Source organism: Myroides sp. WP-1 (assembly GCF_014145635.1).
In the GTDB taxonomy this organism is placed as follows: Bacteria; Bacteroidota; Bacteroidia; order Flavobacteriales; family Flavobacteriaceae; genus Flavobacterium.
This window is the reverse complement of sequence record NZ_JACHTC010000005.1, coordinates 75024-93522: the sequence shown is the minus strand read 5'-3', so window position 1 is coordinate 93522 and position 18499 is coordinate 75024. Positions and strand designations below refer to the sequence as shown.

Annotated in this window: 20 protein-coding genes; 17 read left to right on the top strand and 3 right to left on the bottom strand. The window is 35.8% G+C overall.

Features of this window, described 5'->3' with window-relative positions; all coding sequences use genetic code 11:
• Positions 1 to 44 precede the first annotated feature (44 nt).
• The 4 genes from rpsF to H4K33_RS06815 all read left to right on the top strand — a co-directional run bounded on the left by rpsF (position 45) and on the right by H4K33_RS06815 (position 2261).
• Positions 45 to 386, top strand: coding sequence for a 30S ribosomal protein S6 (gene rpsF, locus H4K33_RS06830; RefSeq protein ID WP_002987044.1), 342 nt, complete (start codon positions 45 to 47; stop codon positions 384 to 386).
• Between the two features lie 5 nt (positions 387 to 391).
• Entirely contained in the window at positions 392 to 688 is a 297-nt protein-coding gene (gene rpsR / locus H4K33_RS06825; RefSeq protein WP_002987043.1) for a 30S ribosomal protein S18, read from the top strand.
• 65 nt (positions 689 to 753) lie between these two features.
• Positions 754 to 1197, top strand: a complete 444-nt coding sequence (gene rplI / locus H4K33_RS06820) for a 50S ribosomal protein L9 (protein WP_115091383.1) — start codon at positions 754 to 756, stop codon at positions 1195 to 1197.
• 107 nt (positions 1198 to 1304) lie between these two features.
• On the top strand, positions 1305 to 2261 hold the full coding sequence (locus H4K33_RS06815) for a YafY family protein (RefSeq protein WP_182647719.1): 957 nt from the start codon (positions 1305 to 1307) through the stop codon (positions 2259 to 2261).
• A gap of 34 nt (positions 2262 to 2295) precedes the next feature.
• Here the strand turns inward: H4K33_RS06815 and H4K33_RS06810 are convergent, their stop codons facing one another.
• Positions 2296 to 2766 carry a DinB family protein gene (locus H4K33_RS06810; protein ID WP_182647718.1) on the bottom strand — a complete coding sequence of 157 codons (471 nt, stop codon included), beginning with the start codon at positions 2764 to 2766 and terminating at the stop codon, positions 2296 to 2298.
• 158 nt (positions 2767 to 2924) lie between these two features.
• Here H4K33_RS06810 and H4K33_RS06805 point away from each other — a divergent pair, with 158 nt between their 5' ends.
• The 11 genes from H4K33_RS06805 to recN all read left to right on the top strand — a co-directional run bounded on the left by H4K33_RS06805 (position 2925) and on the right by recN (position 13013).
• On the top strand, positions 2925 to 3398 hold the full coding sequence (locus H4K33_RS06805; RefSeq protein WP_182647717.1) for a DUF6495 family protein: 474 nt from the start codon (positions 2925 to 2927) through the stop codon (positions 3396 to 3398).
• A 10-nt stretch (positions 3399 to 3408) separates the two neighbouring features.
• Positions 3409 to 5409 carry an NAD-dependent DNA ligase LigA gene (gene ligA, locus H4K33_RS06800; RefSeq protein ID WP_182647716.1) on the top strand — a complete coding sequence of 667 codons (2001 nt, stop codon included), beginning with the start codon at positions 3409 to 3411 and terminating at the stop codon, positions 5407 to 5409.
• A gap of 64 nt (positions 5410 to 5473) precedes the next feature.
• The gene (locus tag H4K33_RS06795) at positions 5474 to 5986 is read left to right on the top strand and encodes a hypothetical protein (protein WP_182647715.1); all 513 of its coding nucleotides are present in this window, start codon (positions 5474 to 5476) and stop codon (positions 5984 to 5986) included.
• A gap of 6 nt (positions 5987 to 5992) precedes the next feature.
• Positions 5993 to 6877, top strand: a complete 885-nt coding sequence (dapA, locus tag H4K33_RS06790) for a 4-hydroxy-tetrahydrodipicolinate synthase (RefSeq protein WP_182647714.1) — start codon at positions 5993 to 5995, stop codon at positions 6875 to 6877.
• Between the two features lie 4 nt (positions 6878 to 6881).
• Positions 6882 to 7400: a ferritin gene (locus H4K33_RS06785; RefSeq protein ID WP_182647713.1), complete on the top strand. Its 519-nt coding sequence runs from the start codon at positions 6882 to 6884 to the stop codon at positions 7398 to 7400.
• A 143-nt stretch (positions 7401 to 7543) separates the two neighbouring features.
• Positions 7544 to 7948, top strand: coding sequence for a hypothetical protein (locus H4K33_RS06780; protein ID WP_255493599.1), 405 nt, complete (start codon positions 7544 to 7546; stop codon positions 7946 to 7948).
• Between the two features lie 134 nt (positions 7949 to 8082).
• Positions 8083 to 8889, top strand: a complete 807-nt coding sequence (locus H4K33_RS06775; protein ID WP_182647712.1) for an outer membrane protein assembly factor BamD — start codon at positions 8083 to 8085, stop codon at positions 8887 to 8889.
• 12 nt (positions 8890 to 8901) lie between these two features.
• On the top strand, positions 8902 to 9219 hold the full coding sequence (locus H4K33_RS06770; protein ID WP_182647711.1) for a DNA-directed RNA polymerase subunit omega: 318 nt from the start codon (positions 8902 to 8904) through the stop codon (positions 9217 to 9219).
• A gap of 13 nt (positions 9220 to 9232) precedes the next feature.
• The gene (gene coaBC, locus H4K33_RS06765) at positions 9233 to 10438 is read left to right on the top strand and encodes a bifunctional phosphopantothenoylcysteine decarboxylase/phosphopantothenate--cysteine ligase CoaBC (RefSeq protein WP_182647710.1); all 1206 of its coding nucleotides are present in this window, start codon (positions 9233 to 9235) and stop codon (positions 10436 to 10438) included.
• On the top strand, positions 10431 to 11321 hold the full coding sequence (locus tag H4K33_RS06760; RefSeq protein WP_182647709.1) for a DUF4835 family protein: 891 nt from the start codon (positions 10431 to 10433) through the stop codon (positions 11319 to 11321). The genes coaBC and H4K33_RS06760 overlap by 8 nt, the downstream gene beginning before the upstream one ends.
• A 36-nt stretch (positions 11322 to 11357) precedes the next feature.
• The gene (recN, locus tag H4K33_RS06755) at positions 11358 to 13013 is read left to right on the top strand and encodes a DNA repair protein RecN (protein ID WP_182647708.1); all 1656 of its coding nucleotides are present in this window, start codon (positions 11358 to 11360) and stop codon (positions 13011 to 13013) included.
• Positions 13014 to 13313: 300 nt separating this feature from the next.
• Here recN and H4K33_RS06750 read toward each other — a convergent pair whose 3' ends face one another.
• Both H4K33_RS06750 and H4K33_RS06745 read right to left on the bottom strand, forming a co-directional pair.
• Complete coding sequence (locus H4K33_RS06750) at positions 13314 to 14156, bottom strand: DUF4249 domain-containing protein (RefSeq protein WP_182647707.1); 843 nt, start codon at positions 14154 to 14156, stop codon at positions 13314 to 13316.
• A 4-nt stretch (positions 14157 to 14160) separates the two neighbouring features.
• Positions 14161 to 16542, bottom strand: coding sequence for a TonB-dependent receptor (locus tag H4K33_RS06745; RefSeq protein WP_182647866.1), 2382 nt, complete (start codon positions 16540 to 16542; stop codon positions 14161 to 14163).
• 160 nt (positions 16543 to 16702) lie between these two features.
• On the opposite strand from H4K33_RS06745, the gene H4K33_RS06740 reads away from it, so the two are divergent.
• The gene (locus tag H4K33_RS06740) at positions 16703 to 17695 is read left to right on the top strand and encodes a sensor histidine kinase (protein WP_255493598.1); all 993 of its coding nucleotides are present in this window, start codon (positions 16703 to 16705) and stop codon (positions 17693 to 17695) included.
• Positions 17671 to 18363 (top strand): LytTR family DNA-binding domain-containing protein, encoded by a 693-nt coding sequence (locus H4K33_RS06735; RefSeq protein ID WP_182647706.1) that lies wholly within the window; start codon positions 17671 to 17673, stop codon positions 18361 to 18363. Before H4K33_RS06740 ends, H4K33_RS06735 begins: the two co-directional genes overlap by 25 nt.
• Positions 18364 to 18499 lie beyond the last annotated feature (136 nt).

Below are 18499 nucleotides of genomic sequence, written 5' to 3'. Positions count from 1 at the left end.
ACTATTTTTGCACTCAATTTTATAACAAAATAAATTTTTATTTTATGAATCAATACGAAACTGTTTTCATCTTGAATCCCGTTTTATCTGAAACACAGGTAAAGGAAACAGTACAGAAATTCGAAGAATTTCTTACATCAAGAGGAGCTGAAATGGTAGCTAAAGAGGATTGGGGCTTAAAAAAATTAGCTTACGAAATCCAACACAAGAAAAGTGGTTTTTATCACTTGTTTGAGTACAAAGTTGCTGGAGATGTGATCATCAACCTTGAAACAGAATTCAGACGTGACGAAAGAGTTATGCGTTTCTTAACTGTTGCTTTAGATAAACACGCTATATCTTGGGCTGAGAGAAGAAGAGAAAAATTAAAATCTAAAAAAGCTTAATTATTATGTCAACTATTGAGCAATCTGCAAAAGGAAAAAAAGACGGAGATATCAGATATCTAACGCCTTTAAACATAGAAACAAACAAAACTAAAAAGTATTGTCGTTTCAAAAAATCAGGAATCAAATATATCGATTATAAAGATGCTGATTTCTTATTAAAATTCGTTAACGAACAAGGTAAAATTTTACCTCGTCGTTTAACTGGAACTTCTTTGAAATACCAAAGAAAAGTTTCTGTAGCGGTAAAAAGAGCTCGTCACTTAGCTTTAATGCCATACGTAGCGGATTTATTAAAATAATATAAAAAAAACAAGTTGTTGGTTTTCACCTTAGAAACCTAACTTCTTATTAAAAGGACATCAACATGGAAATTATCTTAAAACAAGACGTTCAAAAATTAGGATTTAAAGATGACGTAGTAACTGTAAAACCAGGATACGGACGTAACTATTTAATTCCTCAAGGACTTGCAGTTTTAGCTACTCCTTCTGCAAAGAAAGTATTAGCTGAAAACTTAAAGCAAAGAGCGCACAAAGAAGCTAAATTAATCGCTGACGCTAAAGTTATTGCTGAAGCATTAAAAGCAATTGAAATCAAAATCGCTGTTAAAGCTGGTGGAGAGAAATTGTTTGGTTCAGTAACAAACCAAGATTTAGCTGAAGTATTTGCTAAAAACGGTCAAGAAATTGATAGAAAATTCATCGCTTCAGGTGTTATCAAACGTTTAGGTAAATATTCTGCAACAGTACGTTTACACCGTGACGTAATTGTTGAAGTAGATTACGAAGTAATCGCTGAACAAGAGTAATTCACTTGAACTGTTTTCAGTTCAATGTAAATATAACTTATATAAAAAGCCTTCCTTTTCAGGAAGGCTTTTTTGTATTTTTGAATACCGTAAACCGTAACCAATCTATGGATATAAAAAAGAGATTTGATCGCATCATTAGTATATTTATTCATTTACAGTCCAAACCAATTGTGACAGCTCAAGAGTTGGCAGATCGGTTTGAGGTGAGTTTGCGTACTATTTATCGAGATATTCGCTCCTTAGAGCAAGCAGGTGTGCCATTGTATAGTGAGCCTGGTGTTGGTTATGCTGTTGTTGATGGCTATAAGATTCCACCGACGTTGTTTACAAGAGAGGAAGCTTTGAGTTTTGTCGCTGCAGAGAAAATTATGCAAGTCTATGTGGATCAAGAACTCAGCGAGCATTTTACTTCAGCTCTATTTAAAATGAAAGCGGTATTGCGTTCTTCTCAAAAAGCAGAAGTGTCGGGTATTGCTCCTGCGGTTGTTATGCGTTCAAATAAGACGGTTTTTAATAAGAAGGTGCCCTCAGCACTAGCTACCTTATTTAAGAGTATATCACTTAAACAACAAGTTCGTATTGCTTATTTAGCGGGAGTGGAAACAGAGGCTACCATTCGAGAAGTAGAACCTATAGGTGTATTTCATGAAAATAGCTTTTGGTATTTTATGGCGTATTGCCACTTGCGTCAATCTTATCGTCAGTTTCGATCTGATCGAATTCAGTCTATCGAATTACTAGAGGATGTGTTTACTTTAGAACATGGAGAATTAGAATTGTATTTGCCTAGTCGAAATGTGGAGCGCAATCTTGAAGCTCGTATTTTAGTATCAAAACAAATGGCCGCTTATTTGGTTTGGGAGCGTAAATATTATGGATTTGTCGAAGAAATTGAGCGAGGAGAACATGTTGAAATGCATTTTAAAATGAAAGATTTTAACAACGGATTTCCCCGTTGGTTCTTGATGTTTGCCGATCATGCGGAGATTATAGAGCCAGTAGAGTTACAAGAAAAAGTAGTACAGTTATTAGAACACAGCTTGCAAAAACACAAAAAATAAAGTCCTTTCACAATAGCGAAAGGACTTTATTATATTAGAATGTTTCCCAAAAAAAAGGAGGCTCAATCCCCAATGCACGTAGATAAACATAAGCTTGCCCACGATGGTGAATTTCATTGTCAATAAAGTAAAAGAAATGTTGTTGGATTTTTAAATCGTATTCTCCAAATAGCACAAAGTTGTTTTGAAACTGCGCTTCAGTAAGAAGTGGAAATAACGTGTTTATCTGAACAGTGTCTTCATCCCATTGTTTTAAAAGTTCGGCTTTTGAGGTAAAAGTTGGTTTCTCGTCAAATTTGGTTATTTGATTAGATGTGATAGAAGTCAAAGAGGGAACCGCAATAGCGATTAGTTCGGCACACATATCCGAAAAAGGACGCATTCCTCCGATAGTAAAATTGAATAAATCATGCTCAGGAAAAGCTTCGATTACTCGTCTTGTTAAATTTCTTTGTCCTTGCCAGTACTGTAAAAATTGCTCTTTTGTAATAATAACGGTGTTCATTTGAAGTATATTTTTATTTGTTATACCACAAATGTAGAAATGGGAGTTGACAACGGTTTGTCAGTATGTTTGTTTTGAAAAAATATTTTTTTTGCTTAACGTTTCAAAGCGAAAATTACGTTTTATAATTAGTATTTTTGTCTTTCAAAGAAATTATTATGAAGTATTCTCGTCTGACGAAAGAACAATTTGAGGAATTACATCCGGAATTTGTAAAATTTTTAGCTGCACAGCAAATCGATAAAAATGAATGGGATAAGTTAAAAGAAGAAAAGCCAGAAGTTGCTGAACAAGAATTAGATGTGTTTTCAGATTTGATCTGGGAAGGTGTATTGACCAAAGCTCAATATTTAGAGCACTATTCAAAAAATCATATTTTCTTATTTGGGTTTGATGAGCAATACATCAATACCATTGTGATTAAAACACTGCAACAGGATATTGATTTCTTGACGCAAGAGGGGTTGCAATGGCTCTCTGAAGCTGTTTTTACAGCCGAGGTGGAAGTGAAACACGGAGGAAAGAACTTTGGTTCTGATCGCAATGTAGAGATTTTTGATATCATTCGCCAAGGGGCAATTCTCAGCGATGGCGTATTGTATACTCAGTTTAAAGAGATGTTGAAGCTGTAATTTAGGTGACATGGAAGTGAAAAGCAAAATAGAAGCCCTTAGAAAAGAATTAAACGAGCATAATTACAACTATTATGTATTAGATAATGCAACTATTTCTGATTTTGAATTTGATCAAAAACTAAAGGAACTAGAAGTTTTAGAGCAAAAGCATCCTGAGTTTTTTGATGCTGATTCACCAACTCAACGCGTGGGGGGAACAATTACCAAAAACTTTGAAACTATTGTACATCGAAATAGAATGTATTCGTTGGATAATTCTTATTCACAAGAAGATCTTTTAGATTGGGAAAAACGCATCCAAAAAGTTTTGGGCGATGTTCCGATGGAATATACCTGCGAATTAAAATACGATGGAGCGTCAATAAGTATTACCTATGAAGATGGCGTTTTATTTCGTGCGGTTACCCGTGGGGATGGAGTACAAGGAGATGATGTTACGAACAACATTAAAACAATAAAATCGGTTCCTATTCGCTTAAAAGGAAGTGATTATCCGAAGAGTTTTGATATTCGCGGAGAAATCGTTTTGCCGTTTGCTGGATTTGAACGCATGAACGAAGAGTTGATCGAGATTGGAGAACAACCTTATGCAAATCCGAGAAATACAGCTTCTGGAAGTTTGAAATTACAAGATAGTGCAGAAGTGGCTAAGCGACCATTGGAGTGTTTGTTGTATAACTTAACGGGTTCAGATTTAGGTTTCGAAACGCAATATGAAGGATTAGAGAAAGCACGTCAGTGGGGTTTTAAAGTGCCAACTGTTTCTAAATTGGCTAAAAGCATGGATGAAGTTTTGGCGTTTATTGCGTATTGGGACATACATCGTCATGAATTACCCTATGAAACTGATGGCGTTGTGGTTAAAGTGAATTCCTTACATGATCAAGAAGAATTGGGATTCACAGCTAAATCTCCTCGTTGGGCGATTGCCTATAAATTTAAAGCAGAGCAAGGCGAAACACTGCTAGAGTCGATCGTGTATCAAGTAGGACGTACAGGTGCAATTACTCCTGTAGCGAACTTAGCACCTGTGCAATTGGCAGGAACAACCGTTCGACGTGCATCTTTGCACAATGCAGATCAAATTGCCAAACTAGATATACGCGTTGGAGATTATGTTTACGTGGAAAAAGGAGGAGAAATTATTCCTAAAATTGTAGGGGTAAACACCGATGTTCGCACGGCAGAATCTCAACCAACAGTTTATATTACTACCTGTCCTGAATGCGATACTCCTTTGAAGAGAAACAAAGGCGAGGCTCAGCATTATTGTCCAAATGTTTATGGATGCCCACCGCAAATTGCAGGTAGAATTCAGCACTTTATCTCGCGTAAAGCTATGGATATTGAAGGACTAGGCGAAGAAACAGTTGTGCTATTGTATAAAAACGGCTTAGTGAAAGATTATGCCGACTTATACGAATTAAAGAAAGAAGATGTTTTACCCCTAGAAAGAATGGCTGAAAAATCAGCTGATAATTTAATCAAGGGAATTGAAGCGTCAAAAGCTATTCCGTTTGAACGCGTTTTATATGCTTTGGGAATTCGATTTGTTGGGGAAACAGTGGCTAAAAAATTGGCCAATCACTATAAATCAATCGATGCTTTAGCTGTAGCGCCAATGCTTGAAATGATGATGGTTGATGAAATTGGAGAGCGAATTGCGCAAAGTGTAATCGATTTCTTTAGCAATGATATCAACAAACAAACCATAGAACGATTAAAGGCGTATGGTGTGCAAATGGTGTTAGAAGAAAAGGAATCAACCGTTGTGTCAGATCTCTTAAAAGGAAAGACTATCGTTGTTTCAGGAGTATTTACTCAAGTAAGTAGAGATGAGCTAAAACAGATGATTGAAGATCACGGTGGAAAGAATGGGAGTTCTATCAGTTCAAAAACGGATTACGTTGTTGCGGGTGATAAAATGGGACCTTCAAAATTGGAAAAAGCCAATCAATTGGGGATTACCATTTTGACGGAGGATGAATTTTTGGCGATGATTAAATAATTTGTTGTTAAAGTCATTAGTTTATTATTAAGCTTTTTCTAACTTTACTTCTTATCAAAGAATTATGTTTAGTACTTTCAAAAAGAAAACATTAAGAAAAGCGATCAATAAAGCCACGCTAAAAGGATTGGAATCGAATTTTGATTTTTCCTTAAAGACCATCGGGATATTGATCGAAAAAAGTGAAGTAGCGAAAGTGGATGAATTAATTCAAGCACTACGTCAAAATGGGGCAGCAGCAAAAGAAATACACGTTTTGGTTTATACCGGATTAACGAAGTCTAAGCAGTTGCTGGATCCTTCTTTTAGTATGAAGGATTTTACTCTGATTGGAGATCTTCACAATCAAGAAGCGAAAAAGTTTATGGAACAATCTTTTGACTTGTTGATTAATTTTTACGCCAAAGATATCGTACCTTTACTATGGGTAAGTGCAAAATCTAAGGCGAAATTTAAAGTTGGACTTGCAACGGTTACCCCAAGAATCAATCACTTTAGCTTGGATATGCAGGAGCTTCAGGCTTCGCAATATGTAAAGCATTTAATGAATTATATAACAATTTTTAAAACGAAATAAACGACTATGCAATCGCTAAAAGGTACGGGAGTAGCTTTGATTACTCCATTTAAAAAAGACAAATCTGTTGATGTTGAAGCGCTACAGCGTTTGGTAGACTACGTAACACAAGGAGGAGTAGAGTATCTTGTTGTTTTAGGAACAACAGGAGAATCAGCTACGCTAACTACGGAGGAAAAGGAAGTGGTAAAACAGACTGTAATAAAGGCGAATGCAGGTAAATTACCTTTAGTTTTAGGTGTTGGAGGAAATAATACGGCACAAGTATTGGACGATTTGAATCCGAAGAATTTAGAAGGATTTGACGCTATTTTATCTGTATCTCCGTACTACAATAAACCCACACAAGAGGGGATTTATCAACATTTTAAAGCGATTGCACAACAAAGTAGTTTGCCAATCTTGTTGTATAATGTACCAGGACGTACAGGAAGTAATATGAGCCCTAAAACGGTAATCCGCTTAGCGAATGAGTTTTCCAATATTGTTGGGATAAAAGAAGCAGCAGGAGATATCGTTCAAGGAATGGAGTTGATTAGACAATCAACGCGTAAAGATTTCTTGGTGATTTCTGGAGATGATGCTATTGCATTGCCTTTAGTATTAGCTGGAGGAGCTGGAGTTATTTCGGTGATTGGACAAGGTGTCCCACAACCTTTTTCAACCATGATTCGCCTGGGATTAGAAGGGAATATTAAAGATGCTTTTGATTTACAATATCAAATGATGCCTATTATCGATATGATTTTTGAACAAGGAAATCCTGCCGGAATAAAAGCAGTATTGACAAAGGCAGGTGTAATTGACAATGAGTTGCGATTGCCTTTGGTAGTTGTAGACCAAGATTTAGAACAACGTATAGAAAAAGAATTTTTAAAACTCAAAAAGTAAAATTATGTTATCGAAAAAATTGCAAGATGCTTTAAACGGACAGATTAAAATAGAAGGAGATTCATCTCAAATTTATTTAGCGATGGCAACTTGGGCAGAAGTTCAAGGATTTGAAGGAATTGCTTCTTTTATGTATGATCAATCGAATGAAGAGCGTACACATATGCTTAAATTAGTTAAGTATATCAATCAAAGAGGTGGAGAAGCAACAATTCCTGCAGTAGCAAAACCAGAGTTGGATTATGCGTCATTTAAAACGCTTTTTACACAATTATTTGCACATGAAGTATTTGTGTCAAAAAGTATTAATGAACTAGTGCATATAGCTTTAGAAGAACGCGATTATGCTACACATAACTTCTTACAATGGTATGTATCTGAGCAAATTGAGGAAGAAGCAACAGCGCGTACGATTTTAGATAAAATCAATTTAATTGGAGATGATAAAGGAGGACTTTATTTATTCGACAATGACATGAAGAGCTTTAGAGGAGATGCGGGTGCAACTTCTGCAACCGTGTAATAAAGAAAAAAACAGGGATAAAAAGATGCCAATTGGCATCTTTTTATCTTTAAAATAAGAAAGCAAGCATGTATAGGGAAAAAATGAATATTTATAAACAAAGATCAGCCCAATTTATTGTGCTTTTTGTTTGTATAATATTGTTGAGTTTCGCTATTTTGACCACAGATTACTTGTTTCTAGGATCTATGACAGTTCTGATACTAGTCGTCCATTTGTATACTCGGTCATTCGATTATACCATCGCACATACGACTGACGCCTTAGTGTTTGGATGGCGTAAGAAACACACGATTTTACTGAAGGAGATAGAAGAAATTACCCTTGAAAATCTCGATTATATGGGGAAATTTGGAGGGTATGGATATCGTCGATTTAAAAGAAGATATGCTTATGTTTTTAGTGATTCGGGTGATTTTTTATGCGTAAAAACCGCAGATAAAGACTATTTTCTCTCGATAAAAGATAAAAAATATTGGGCTAATTGGTTAGAAAATAGAACGAATGTCTGTTCAAATGAACAAACGCTTACTAAAATATCTTGTTAAAATAAAACAAAAAAGGGCTTTTTTTCTTTTTAGTAAAGAAAGGTTTTTGTATAATGCAATTATATAACTAAATTTGCAGTTGCTTTTGAAGTGCATTAACTCGAGCAGCAATTGTTTAATACCGAATAAACGAAATGAAAAAATACGTCGGATTATCTCTTTTAGCGTTAACTTTTGTAGGGTGTTCCCCTTTGCAAAAAGCTATGAAATCAGAAGATTTGGAATTTAAGACGAAAGTTGCAAATCAATATTACGAACAACAAAAGTATAGAAAAGCTATCCGATTATATGAGCAAGTAGAGACTTCGTTTCGAGGTCGACCAGATTATGAGGATATGTATTTTAATTTCGCACAAGCTACTTATCTAACTAAGGAATACATGACTGCCGCAGAACGCTTTAAATTGTTCGCCGCAACCTACCCTAGAAGTGAGAAAAGAGAAGATGCGTTGTTAAAAGAGATTAAATGTGGAGTGGAATTATCTCCTGTTTACTCTTTAGACCAAACAATTACAAATACAACAATTAATAAATTGCAAAAGTTTATCGATCAATATCCTGGTTCGGATTTTATCTTCGAAGCTAATTCAATCATGAGTTCGATGAACAAAAAGCTAGAGAAAAAAGCTTTTGAAAATGCAAAACAATTGAATACAATCGGTCCATACACTCGAAATTATGGAGCAGCCATTGTAGCATTAGACAACTTTATCTATGATTATCCTGGAACGGAATTCAAAGAGGAAGCGCTTTTTTACAAATTGGATTCTGCCTATAAATTGGCCATGAATAGTGTTCACAGTCGCATGGAAGAGCGTTTAAACAATGCAAAGGGAATGTACGATGCATTGATTCGCTTTAACAGTGAAACAAAATACAAAGAAAAAGCAGATGATATGCTTGAAGATATAAACACAGAATTACAAAAAATTTCAAAATAACCTAAGCGTAAAATGGATTTAAAGAAAACAACTGCTCCAGTAAACACAATTACTTACAACAAAAGTAAAATTGAAGAGCCAACTGGTAATATCTATGAAGCTATTACTATTATCGCAAAAAGAGCAAGTCAAATCAACGTTGAAATTAAAAACGAATTGATCGATAAGTTAGAGGAGTTCGCTACTAACAATGACAGCTTAGATGAAGTTTTTGAAAACAAAGAACAAATTGAAGTATCAAAGTTCTATGAAAAACTTCCAAAAGCTCAAGCGTTAGCAGTTGAAGAATGGTTGGAAGGAAAAGTTTCATTCAAAGAAGTTAACCAATAACATATACTACAAAATGTCAGTGTTAAGCGGAAAGAAAATATTACTAGGTGTTACTGGTGGAATCGCCGCTTATAAAACGGCAAATTTAGTACGTTTACTTATTAAAGCAGGTGCCGAGGTCCAAGTGATCATGACACCTGCTTCTCATCAATTTGTCACTCCTTATACGTTATCAACGTTATCTAAAAAACCTGTTTATACTCAGTTTTTTAATGAAGGCGAAGGAGGTACATGGAACAATCACGTTGAGTTAGCGCTTTGGGCCGATTTAATGCTCATTGCACCAGCTACAGCTAATGTGTTAGCTAAAATGGCTCATGGACTCTGTGATAATTTACTTATGGCGGTTTATATGTCCGCAAAATGCCCTGTCTACCTAGCGCCTGCTATGGATTTAGACATGTATATTCACCCCTCAACAGAAAAAAACTTAACGACGTTAGCTTCTTATAATCACGTGATTATTCCCGCTGAAGAAGGAGAATTAGCAAGTGGTTTAATCGGAAGAGGAAGAATGTCTGAACCAGAGACGATCGTCTCTGTACTTGAAGCTTCATTCGATCAACGTTTACCTCTTCATGGTAAAAAAGTGCTAATTACTGCTGGTCCCACATACGAACCAATAGATCCTGTGCGTTTTATAGGAAATCACTCTTCGGGAAAAATGGGATATGATATTGCGAAAGAAGTAGCCAAACAAGGTGGTGAAGTGATTCTAGTAAGTGGACCGACAAACCAAAAGATAGACCATCCCCTAGTGAAAGTAGTGTCGATTATGTCTGCACTAGAAATGTATGAGGCGTGCCATCGTTATTTTGACCAAGTCGACGCAGTAATAGCTGCAGCTGCTGTAGCAGATTATCGACCAAAGGAAATTGCGACGCAGAAAATTAAAAAGAACGCCGAGGAATTCACCATTACAATGGATAAAAATCCAGATATATTAGCTTCTTTAGGTGCGATCAAAAAACAGCAATACTTAATAGGCTTTGCATTGGAAACGGAAAATGAAGTAGAACACGCCAAGCAAAAAATAACCAAGAAAAACCTAGATTTAATTGTATTAAATTCCCTTAATGATCAAGGGGCAGGTTTTGGAAAACCAACGAATAAAGTTACCTTTATCGATCGTGCATTTACTGTACAACCGATGGAACTTAAATCAAAAGAGGCCGTTGCTCAAGACATTGTCAATAAAATCATTCAACACTATGAATAAACTTTTTGGACTTTTCGCTTGTTTTTTTCTGTGGATCGGAACTTGCCATGCACAAGAATTAAACGCTAATGTAAGTGTGAACTTTGCACAGGTGGGAAATGCGCATCAGAATTATTTTCGTACATTAGAAAAGTCGCTTAAAGAATTGTTGAATCAAACGAATTGGACATCGCAACGCGTCAATCCCAATGAGAAGATCGATTGTACGTTTTTATTAACAGTGAGTTCTTTTGACAATAATACCAATGTTTCAGGTACACTACAGGTGCAATTTGGTCGCCCTACCTATAACACTACATATATGAGCCCTGTCATGAATTTTAATGATAAGGATATTGCTTTCAGTTATACCGAATTTGAACCACTGCGTTATAGTGCAGGTAGCTACGAGTCGAACCTAATTTCTCTAGTGTCTTTCTATGTCAATATGATTTTAGGCATGGATAGTGATACTTTTTCTAAAGAAGGTGGAACGGCTTACTATCAAGAAGCATCTTTAATTGCCTCTATGGCACAACAATCAGGTGCAAAAGGATGGAAGCAAGGAGACGGACCTACGTCTCGCTATACTTTAGTTAACGACTTGTCTTCAGGGGCTAGTCGACCTTTTCGAGAAGCATTATACAACTATCATAGAAAAGGACTTGATTTGATGAGTGAAAGTTTAGAAGAAGGAAGAAATGGTATTTATCTCGCGCTAAACGATCTAAAGCAGTACAATGCTGTACGTTCAAATGCCTTTTTAATACGCGTGTTTTTTGATGCAAAAACAGATGAATTACTAAACCTTTATACGGGGGTTGCTGATCAAAACAAGAAACGCGTTGTTGAAACTTTACACGCATTATCTCCCTTAAATGCTTCGAAGTGGAATAATTTATAAGTATCTTTCCATTGTAAAATTAAATCATCTCGGATTATGCTTACTTCTTTGAGTATAAAAAATTTCGCTTTAATAGACCATTTAGAAATTGAATTTTTTAAAGGGTTTTCTATTATTACTGGTGAAACTGGTGCTGGAAAATCAATTGTATTAGGTGCATTAGGACTTTTACAAGGGAAAAGAGCAGACTTGGGTTCACTAAAAAATAAAGAGGAAAAATGCGTGATTGAAGGTCAATTTCACGTTGATCCCTATAAGCTAGAAGAGTTGTACTCTTTTTTAGATATGGATTACGAACCTGTAACCATTATTCGAAGAGAGATTTTACCTTCTGGAAAATCAAGAGCATTTGTCAATGACTCTCCAGTAAATCTAACAGATTTACAAGAGTTGAGCGCCGTATTGATCGATATTCATTCCCAACATCAAACGAGTGAGTTGAATGAAGAAACCTATCAAATTAAGGTGATCGACGCCATTGCAAACAACGAAGAAACTTTAGAAGAATATCAAAAGCAATTAAAAATATACAAAGCTTCTCTTACTGAACTTAAACAACTCAAAGAAGAGGAAGTAGAATTGCTAAAAGAACAGGACTACAATGCCTTTCTATTAGAAGAATTAGAAGCAGTACAGTTGAGTACCATTGATCAAGGGGAACTTGAAAGTGAGTTTGAAAAATTGAATAATGTAGAAGATGTACGCGAGAGTTTTGCTTTAGCGACGCAAATTTTAACAGCGGATCAAATGGGCGTTATTCAAGGACTCAAAGAATTGCGTCAAGCGCTTCAAAAAACGGCAACTGTTTCTAAAGATTACGAAGAATTATACAATCGCGTGGTAAGTGCTGAAATTGAATTGGCAGATTTGGCAAATGAAATTGAACGCGAAGTAGATCATGTGGTTTCAGATCCAGAGCGTTTAAACGTTTTACATGAACGTTTGCAAATCTTGTATGCGCTACAAAAGAAACACCAAGTTAGTACGGTTGAGGAATTAGTCGCTATTGAAACAGGACTAAACGACAAAGTATTTAAGGTAGGAGAGGTACAGGAAAAGATTATTGCGGTAGAAAAGACAATCGCTGCGCTAATTGTAAAACTCGATGATTTAGCGAATCAATTGTCTCAAGCAAGACAGCAAGCAATTCCTGCACTGCAAAACCAGTTAGTTGAGATATTGACCTTAGTAGGGATGCCTCATGCGTTGTTTCAATTTGATTTTAAAACAGTAGAGCAATATTTGACTAACGGAAAAGATCAAATGCAGTTGCAATTCTCTGCTAATAAAGGAATGGATTTTGGATTACTAAAGAAAGTGGCCTCTGGTGGAGAGTTGTCGCGTATTATGTTGGCCATTAAAGCCATTTTAGCTCGCTATTCTAATTTGCCAACCATTATCTTTGATGAGATCGATACGGGAGTTTCTGGTGAAGTAGCGGATAAGATGGGCGTAATCATGAAGGATATGAGTACACTCATGCAAGTATTTGCTATTACACATTTACCGCAAATTGCCGCTAAAGGACATCAGCATTATAAAGTATTTAAAGCCTCTGAAGGCGAATCTACAACGTCGAAGCTCATTCAGTTAGATGAAGCTCATAGGGTAGAAGAAATTGCGCAAATGCTATCCGGAAAGGATATTACCGCATCTGCTTTGCAACACGCGAAAGAACTATTAAATAGTTAACGGTTAACAGCAGTTATAAATATAGAAAAGCCATTCCTTTGTAGGGATGGCTTTTTTGTGTTGCTTGTTTGATTGGTGAGATGATGAGGTGGTGAGACGTTGAGGTGTTGAGACGTTGAGGTGTTGAGACGTTGAGGTGGTGAGACGTTGAGGTGGTGAGACGTTGAGGTGGTGAGACGTTGAGATTTTCATTTAAAGAAAATACCTTTTTATTTTAGAAAAATCTACCGATACCTCATGACAAATCACTGATAATTGAAAAAAAAGCGACAAAAACGGAAATGTTTTTGTCGCTTTTTTTTATTGTTTAGACTGTTCAAAAATAGTATGCGTAGCCGTTTGTTTTTCAATCACTCTAAAGTAGCCTAAGGCTTCTTTTTCAGGTGTTGTTTTATTTTTCATGTTTCCTATAATTCGCCCGCTTGGTACTTGGAACGGTCCGCCACCATTGCCGATAGCATCAAAAAAGCTCATGGCAAAATCGTGGTAGTTTCTAGAAATTTGTGCGAATTCGATTTCTACTTTTTCTCCTGGACGTGCATCTTCATCAATGATGAACAGCGATTCCATTTTATTGCCTTTAGAGTATTCATTAGACAATACACGCGGTTGTGGAGCTGTTGAGGCATATTGATAAAAGAAATAGTAGTAATTTAAGTTTTGAGTTGCACGTGGTGTATCTTGGTAATAGACGCGTAATACATAGTAATCTTTCTCAAAGTATCTTTCGCGTTTTTGTGTAATTTCAAGAATTTCGGGACTTGAGCTATAGGTTTCAGTAGCTTCATATAAATCGTTGTCATATTCTACTTGTAATTTGAATGTATCACCATCTACTGGTTTGGCAATTTCTGTGGTGTAGTAGCTTCCTGTTTGTGCTAATTCACGCAATAGAAATTGGTTGCCTTGTTTGTCGCTAATGCGCACAATCGCGTTGTTAACGGGAGGTATTTCTGTATTAAAATAATCCGTAGTCAAACTCAGTTTTACAAATACAGTGTCTGTATCTCCCATTTTGTTGAAATCTAAATTTCCTTCTACGACTAATCTCGGTTCAGCCGTTGGTAAATCAATATCAATTACTTTTGTACACGAAGTAAAGGATAAGGTGAAAAGAATAAGTATATAGGGTAAAATTCTCATCTGCTTAAAATTTAAAATTATAGGTAACACTTGGTACTAAGCCGAAGATGGACATTTTTTCTGCCTCATTTTTTCCTCGGATATCTTCATTTTCTCTAAACGAGATAGAAGCAGCATTGTATCGGCTGTATAAATTGTAAATGCCGAATACCCATTCGCCTTTCCAGCGTTTTGTTGAATTTGGTTTTGGCGTATACGTAGCAGAAACATCCAAATGGTGATAAGCAGGCATATTGTTTGCATAGCGATCTCCAAATTTAGGTACGCGTAGTCCTAAGTATTCATATTGTCCTTCTGGATACGTGATAGGACGTCCGGATTGAAGGGTGAAACTTGCACTAAAGGTCCATTTCGGATTGTATTCATACATGGCAGTAATAGATAAATCGTGTAATTTATCATAAGAAGCTCTATACCAATCTCCGTTGTTAATTCCTGGTTCGTCAGCAGTTCTCCCTGGAGTGCGTTGCTCTGCTCTTGATAAAGTATAGGCTACCCATCCCGTTAATTTGCCTAAGTTTTTTCTGAAGAGTACTTCTAGTCCATATGCTCTTGCTTCTCCATTGAGGATCACGCGTTCAATAGCTTCATTACCCACTAATTGAGCACCGTCAATATAATCGATGCTGTTTTTTACTTTTTTGTAGAAAACCTCTGTTTCTAAGCTGTACTTACCTTCTGAAAAGTTCTGAAAGTACCCTAGAGCCACTTGATCTACTAGTTCTGGATCGGTGTATTTTCCACTAGGTGTCCAAATATCTAAAGGAGTTGGTGCAGCCGTATTAGACATCAAGTGAATGTACTGTGTCATGCGGTTATAACTCGCCTTGATCGATTGATTGTCATTGATGATATACGCTACTCCCAGACGTGGCTCAATATTGTTGAAATGTTCGATAGATTTATTCTTTTTGTAGTAGATCGGATCTAACATATCAGCCATTTTATAGATACCTAATTCGCGATCATACCAAACAGGTTGATCGTTGGCATAGGTATGTTCAATTCCCTTTCCTTTGGCATTAAAATGAGAAAAACGAAGTCCGTAGTTCACACTAAAATGCTGACCAAAATTTTGTTCGGCCTCCACATATGCACTGCTTTCTGAAGCGTATTTATTGTCAATTTTTTTATAATTGATTGAAGAGTCACTCTTTGTAGGTTTGATTGTTCCAGGATAGAAAATATACTCCATATGACCAACTCCATAGCGCAATTGTAAGGCTGAGTTGATATCGTGTAAGAAATCGTACTTCAATTGTGTACTCTTAATTCCGTTAGTCCAGTTGAATCCAACCAAATCCAAGTCTAAATCGTAGGTATAATGACTAGTAGATAAAGTGAGGTTTCCTCTTAGGTTATCGTTATAGGTTGTTTGCCAATCCAATGTTGCAGCTAAGTTTCCAAAGCTGTTTTTCATCAAATCGGTAAAGCTAAAAATATCTTTTCCGTAATAGGCAGAGAAAAAGATTTTATTCTTTTTATTGAGTTCAAAACTCAATTTGGTGTTGATATCGTAAAAATAAGCTGAGTTTTTATTATCTGTCATTTTTAAGAATAGGTGGGCATAAGACCCGCGTCCTGCAATCAAGAAAGACGATTTTCCTTTTTGAATAGGACCTTGCGCAAGTAATCGACTAGAGATAACTCCAATCCCTCCTTCAAGAGCGTAATCGTTTTTATTTCCTTCCTTTTGATTGACATCTAGTACAGAAGAGGCTCTTCCTCCAAAACGAGCAGGAATTCCTCCTTTATAGAGTTTTAAATCACGTATAGCATCTGAATTGAAAACAGAGAAGAATCCAAAAAGGTGTGACGAACTGTATACCGTAGCTTGATCTAATAAAACCAAGTTTTGCCCTGCACTTCCACCACGTACATTAAATCCCGCTGCACCTTCTCCGGCGTTTGTCACTCCGGGTAATTGAAGAATAGATTTTAAGATATCAGATTCACCTAATACAACAGGCATTTTTTTGATTTCTTCTGTCGTTAGTTTATTGACACTCATTTCGGGTTTTCGAATGTCTGCTTTGTTTCTGTTTTGCACAATCACGACCTCAGATAACTCAGAATTATCTGTAGATAGTACAAAATCTAACGTTTGGTTTTTGGTTAAGTTAACTTTTGTGAACTTATCTGTATAGCCGATATACGATATTTTTAAGGTGTAAGAACCTTCTTTTAATTCAATAGAATAATGCCCTTTTTCATCGGTGATGGCACCATTGCTAATTTCATTGATATAAATCGTAGCTCCAATTAAAGGTTCATGGTTGTCCTTTATTGTTCCTTGTAGCAGATAAGTCGCTTGACCTTTCATTCCTAAAGTGATAAAAAACAATACACAGCATAGAAATACTGTTCTTATTTGATTATGTATCATCATAATTTGATAATTAATTCGAGTACGAAAATAGGTAAGTTTTAGCGTTTTTTAAGAAAAGAATATATAAAAGGAAGAACTTTTATCTTAATGGTTTTTGTATAAGTTTTTTGCAGTCAATGTGTTGGATTAACTATCTTTAGTCCATAAAGTTTTTAGCATGTGGAGATGGTATTCTAATATATGGTATCGCAATATTTTTGGTTTATTAACTTTGTGTTTGATTTTTGGATTCATTCAATACACAACGATAGGTGATAAAAGTATCCGCGAGATTCTGTTGGAGATGGTTCCTGCAATCGCTTTGATTTATTCCTTGCTTTATATCAACAACGTGTTTGTAATCAAGCGATTTTTATTGACCAAAAAGTATGATTCATTTTTACTGTGGTTTTTGGTATACTTGGTTTTTAGTGTATTTTGTTTGAGTCAATACGCCATTTACGTAGGAGAGTTTAAGTCTTTGATTCTAGAGGTAACCAACACCTTGTTTTTTACTATTTTGGGTACAGGAACGTATTTTATTCACCAATGGGCTTTCCAGAATATCACTCTGCGCGAACGAAAGTTGGCCAATACCGAAGCAGAACTCAAGTTCTTGAAAATGCAGCTCAATCCGCATTTTTTATTGAATGCAATGAATAATTTGTATGGAGAAGCCTTGACGAATCCCAATGATACACCCAATCGTATTTTGCAGTTATCTCACTTATTTCGCTATCAAATTGAAGCAAGTAAAAAAGAAGAGGTACGACTAGAGTTGGAAATTGATTTTGTCAATGAATATTTGGATTACTATAAATTTACCAGCGACTCACTTGTGGTAAATATTGATTATCAAGGTGATCTTGAAGCATATAACGTTCCTCCTTTGTTGTTTTTTAGCTTAGTAGAAAATGCGGTGAAGTTCAGTTTACAAACCGAGAACCCTTTTATTACTATTTCGTGGAAAGAGGTAGAAGGAAAGATTTACTTCGAGATTATTAATAGCTGTTTATCTAAAGAAAAGCAAAAGCAAGGAACAGGTTTGGGATTGAGTAATTTAAAAAGGCGATTGGAAGTATCGGGTATACACGCTCGATTTGTATCGGAAGATCAAAAAAATATTTATAAAGCAAAACTTACATTATGGGGACTAAATACAAATGTTTAATTGTAGATGATGAAAAGCCAGCGCATCAAGTTTTGATGAGCCACATTAGTCAATGCGAAGATTTAGAATGTATAGGCAATGCTTTTTCGGGTAAAGAAGCACTGCTTTTTTTGCAAAAAAACGAAGTGGATATTTTGCTGTTGGATATTAATATGCCTTTAATATCAGGGTTGGAGTTTTTAGATATGTTGGCGGTTAAGCCTATTACAATTATTACAACAGCTTATTCTGATTTTGCTTTGGAGTCGTATGAAAAAGATGCAGTAGATTATTTGTTGAAACCAATTTCGTTTGGCAAATTTTTGAAAGCGATCGAAAAGGCTAAGATCTTTTGTAAGAATAGAAAAGAAACGACAGAAGAATTCAAAGACAATGTATTGAGAATACGCGAGGATGGATTAGATGTAGCCATCGATATGGACGAGATTATTTTTGTCGAAAGCGCGGGGAATTACATCAAGATTTTTGTTGAGAATAGAAGTAAGAGTTATTTCGTTTATGGCTCTTTAGTGAGTATTAAAACGGAGTTATCCGACGATTTTATTCAGGTACATCGTTCGTTTATCGTCAATCGCAAGCAGATTGTGAAAAAAGAATTAGGGAAAGTAACACTACATACCCATATCGAAATTCCGGTTGGTAGAAAGTATCAGATTTTAATTGAGTAATTCAACAAGAGTTTGTGAGGTTGCTTTTTTTACCTCATTAGGTTGCTGTTTAATGATTAGCTCAATTTTTTTTGCGTCGATACAGACATGAGGTAGTGAATGAGTTTTAGAGAGAACTAGAATACGAGGATTTAAC

Bases quoted from the DNA above. Each gene is read 5' to 3' on its own strand.
- H4K33_RS06785 (WP_182647713.1), top strand. From the start codon at position 6,882: ATGTTATCGAAAAAATTGCAAGATGCTTTAAACGGACAGATTAAAATA.
- coaBC (WP_182647710.1), top strand. From the start codon at position 9,233: ATGTCAGTGTTAAGCGGAAAGAAAATATTACTAGGTGTTACTGGTGGA.
- H4K33_RS06815 (WP_182647719.1), top strand. From the start codon at position 1,305: ATGGATATAAAAAAGAGATTTGATCGCATCATTAGTATATTTATTCAT.
- H4K33_RS06795 (WP_182647715.1), top strand. From the start codon at position 5,474: ATGTTTAGTACTTTCAAAAAGAAAACATTAAGAAAAGCGATCAATAAA.
- H4K33_RS06745 (WP_182647866.1), bottom strand. From the start codon at position 16,542: ATGATACATAATCAAATAAGAACAGTATTTCTATGCTGTGTATTGTTT.
- ligA (WP_182647716.1), top strand. From the start codon at position 3,409: ATGGAAGTGAAAAGCAAAATAGAAGCCCTTAGAAAAGAATTAAACGAG.
- H4K33_RS06750 (WP_182647707.1), bottom strand. From the start codon at position 14,156: ATGAGAATTTTACCCTATATACTTATTCTTTTCACCTTATCCTTTACT.
- H4K33_RS06805 (WP_182647717.1), top strand. From the start codon at position 2,925: ATGAAGTATTCTCGTCTGACGAAAGAACAATTTGAGGAATTACATCCG.
- H4K33_RS06770 (WP_182647711.1), top strand. From the start codon at position 8,902: ATGGATTTAAAGAAAACAACTGCTCCAGTAAACACAATTACTTACAAC.
- H4K33_RS06760 (WP_182647709.1), top strand. From the start codon at position 10,431: ATGAATAAACTTTTTGGACTTTTCGCTTGTTTTTTTCTGTGGATCGGA.
- H4K33_RS06775 (WP_182647712.1), top strand. From the start codon at position 8,083: ATGAAAAAATACGTCGGATTATCTCTTTTAGCGTTAACTTTTGTAGGG.
- H4K33_RS06810 (WP_182647718.1), bottom strand. From the start codon at position 2,766: ATGAACACCGTTATTATTACAAAAGAGCAATTTTTACAGTACTGGCAA.
- recN (WP_182647708.1), top strand. From the start codon at position 11,358: ATGCTTACTTCTTTGAGTATAAAAAATTTCGCTTTAATAGACCATTTA.
- dapA (WP_182647714.1), top strand. From the start codon at position 5,993: ATGCAATCGCTAAAAGGTACGGGAGTAGCTTTGATTACTCCATTTAAA.
- rpsR (WP_002987043.1), top strand. From the start codon at position 392: ATGTCAACTATTGAGCAATCTGCAAAAGGAAAAAAAGACGGAGATATC.
- H4K33_RS06735 (WP_182647706.1), top strand. From the start codon at position 17,671: ATGGGGACTAAATACAAATGTTTAATTGTAGATGATGAAAAGCCAGCG.
- rpsF (WP_002987044.1), top strand. From the start codon at position 45: ATGAATCAATACGAAACTGTTTTCATCTTGAATCCCGTTTTATCTGAA.
- rplI (WP_115091383.1), top strand. From the start codon at position 754: ATGGAAATTATCTTAAAACAAGACGTTCAAAAATTAGGATTTAAAGAT.
- H4K33_RS06740 (WP_255493598.1), top strand. From the start codon at position 16,703: ATGTGGAGATGGTATTCTAATATATGGTATCGCAATATTTTTGGTTTA.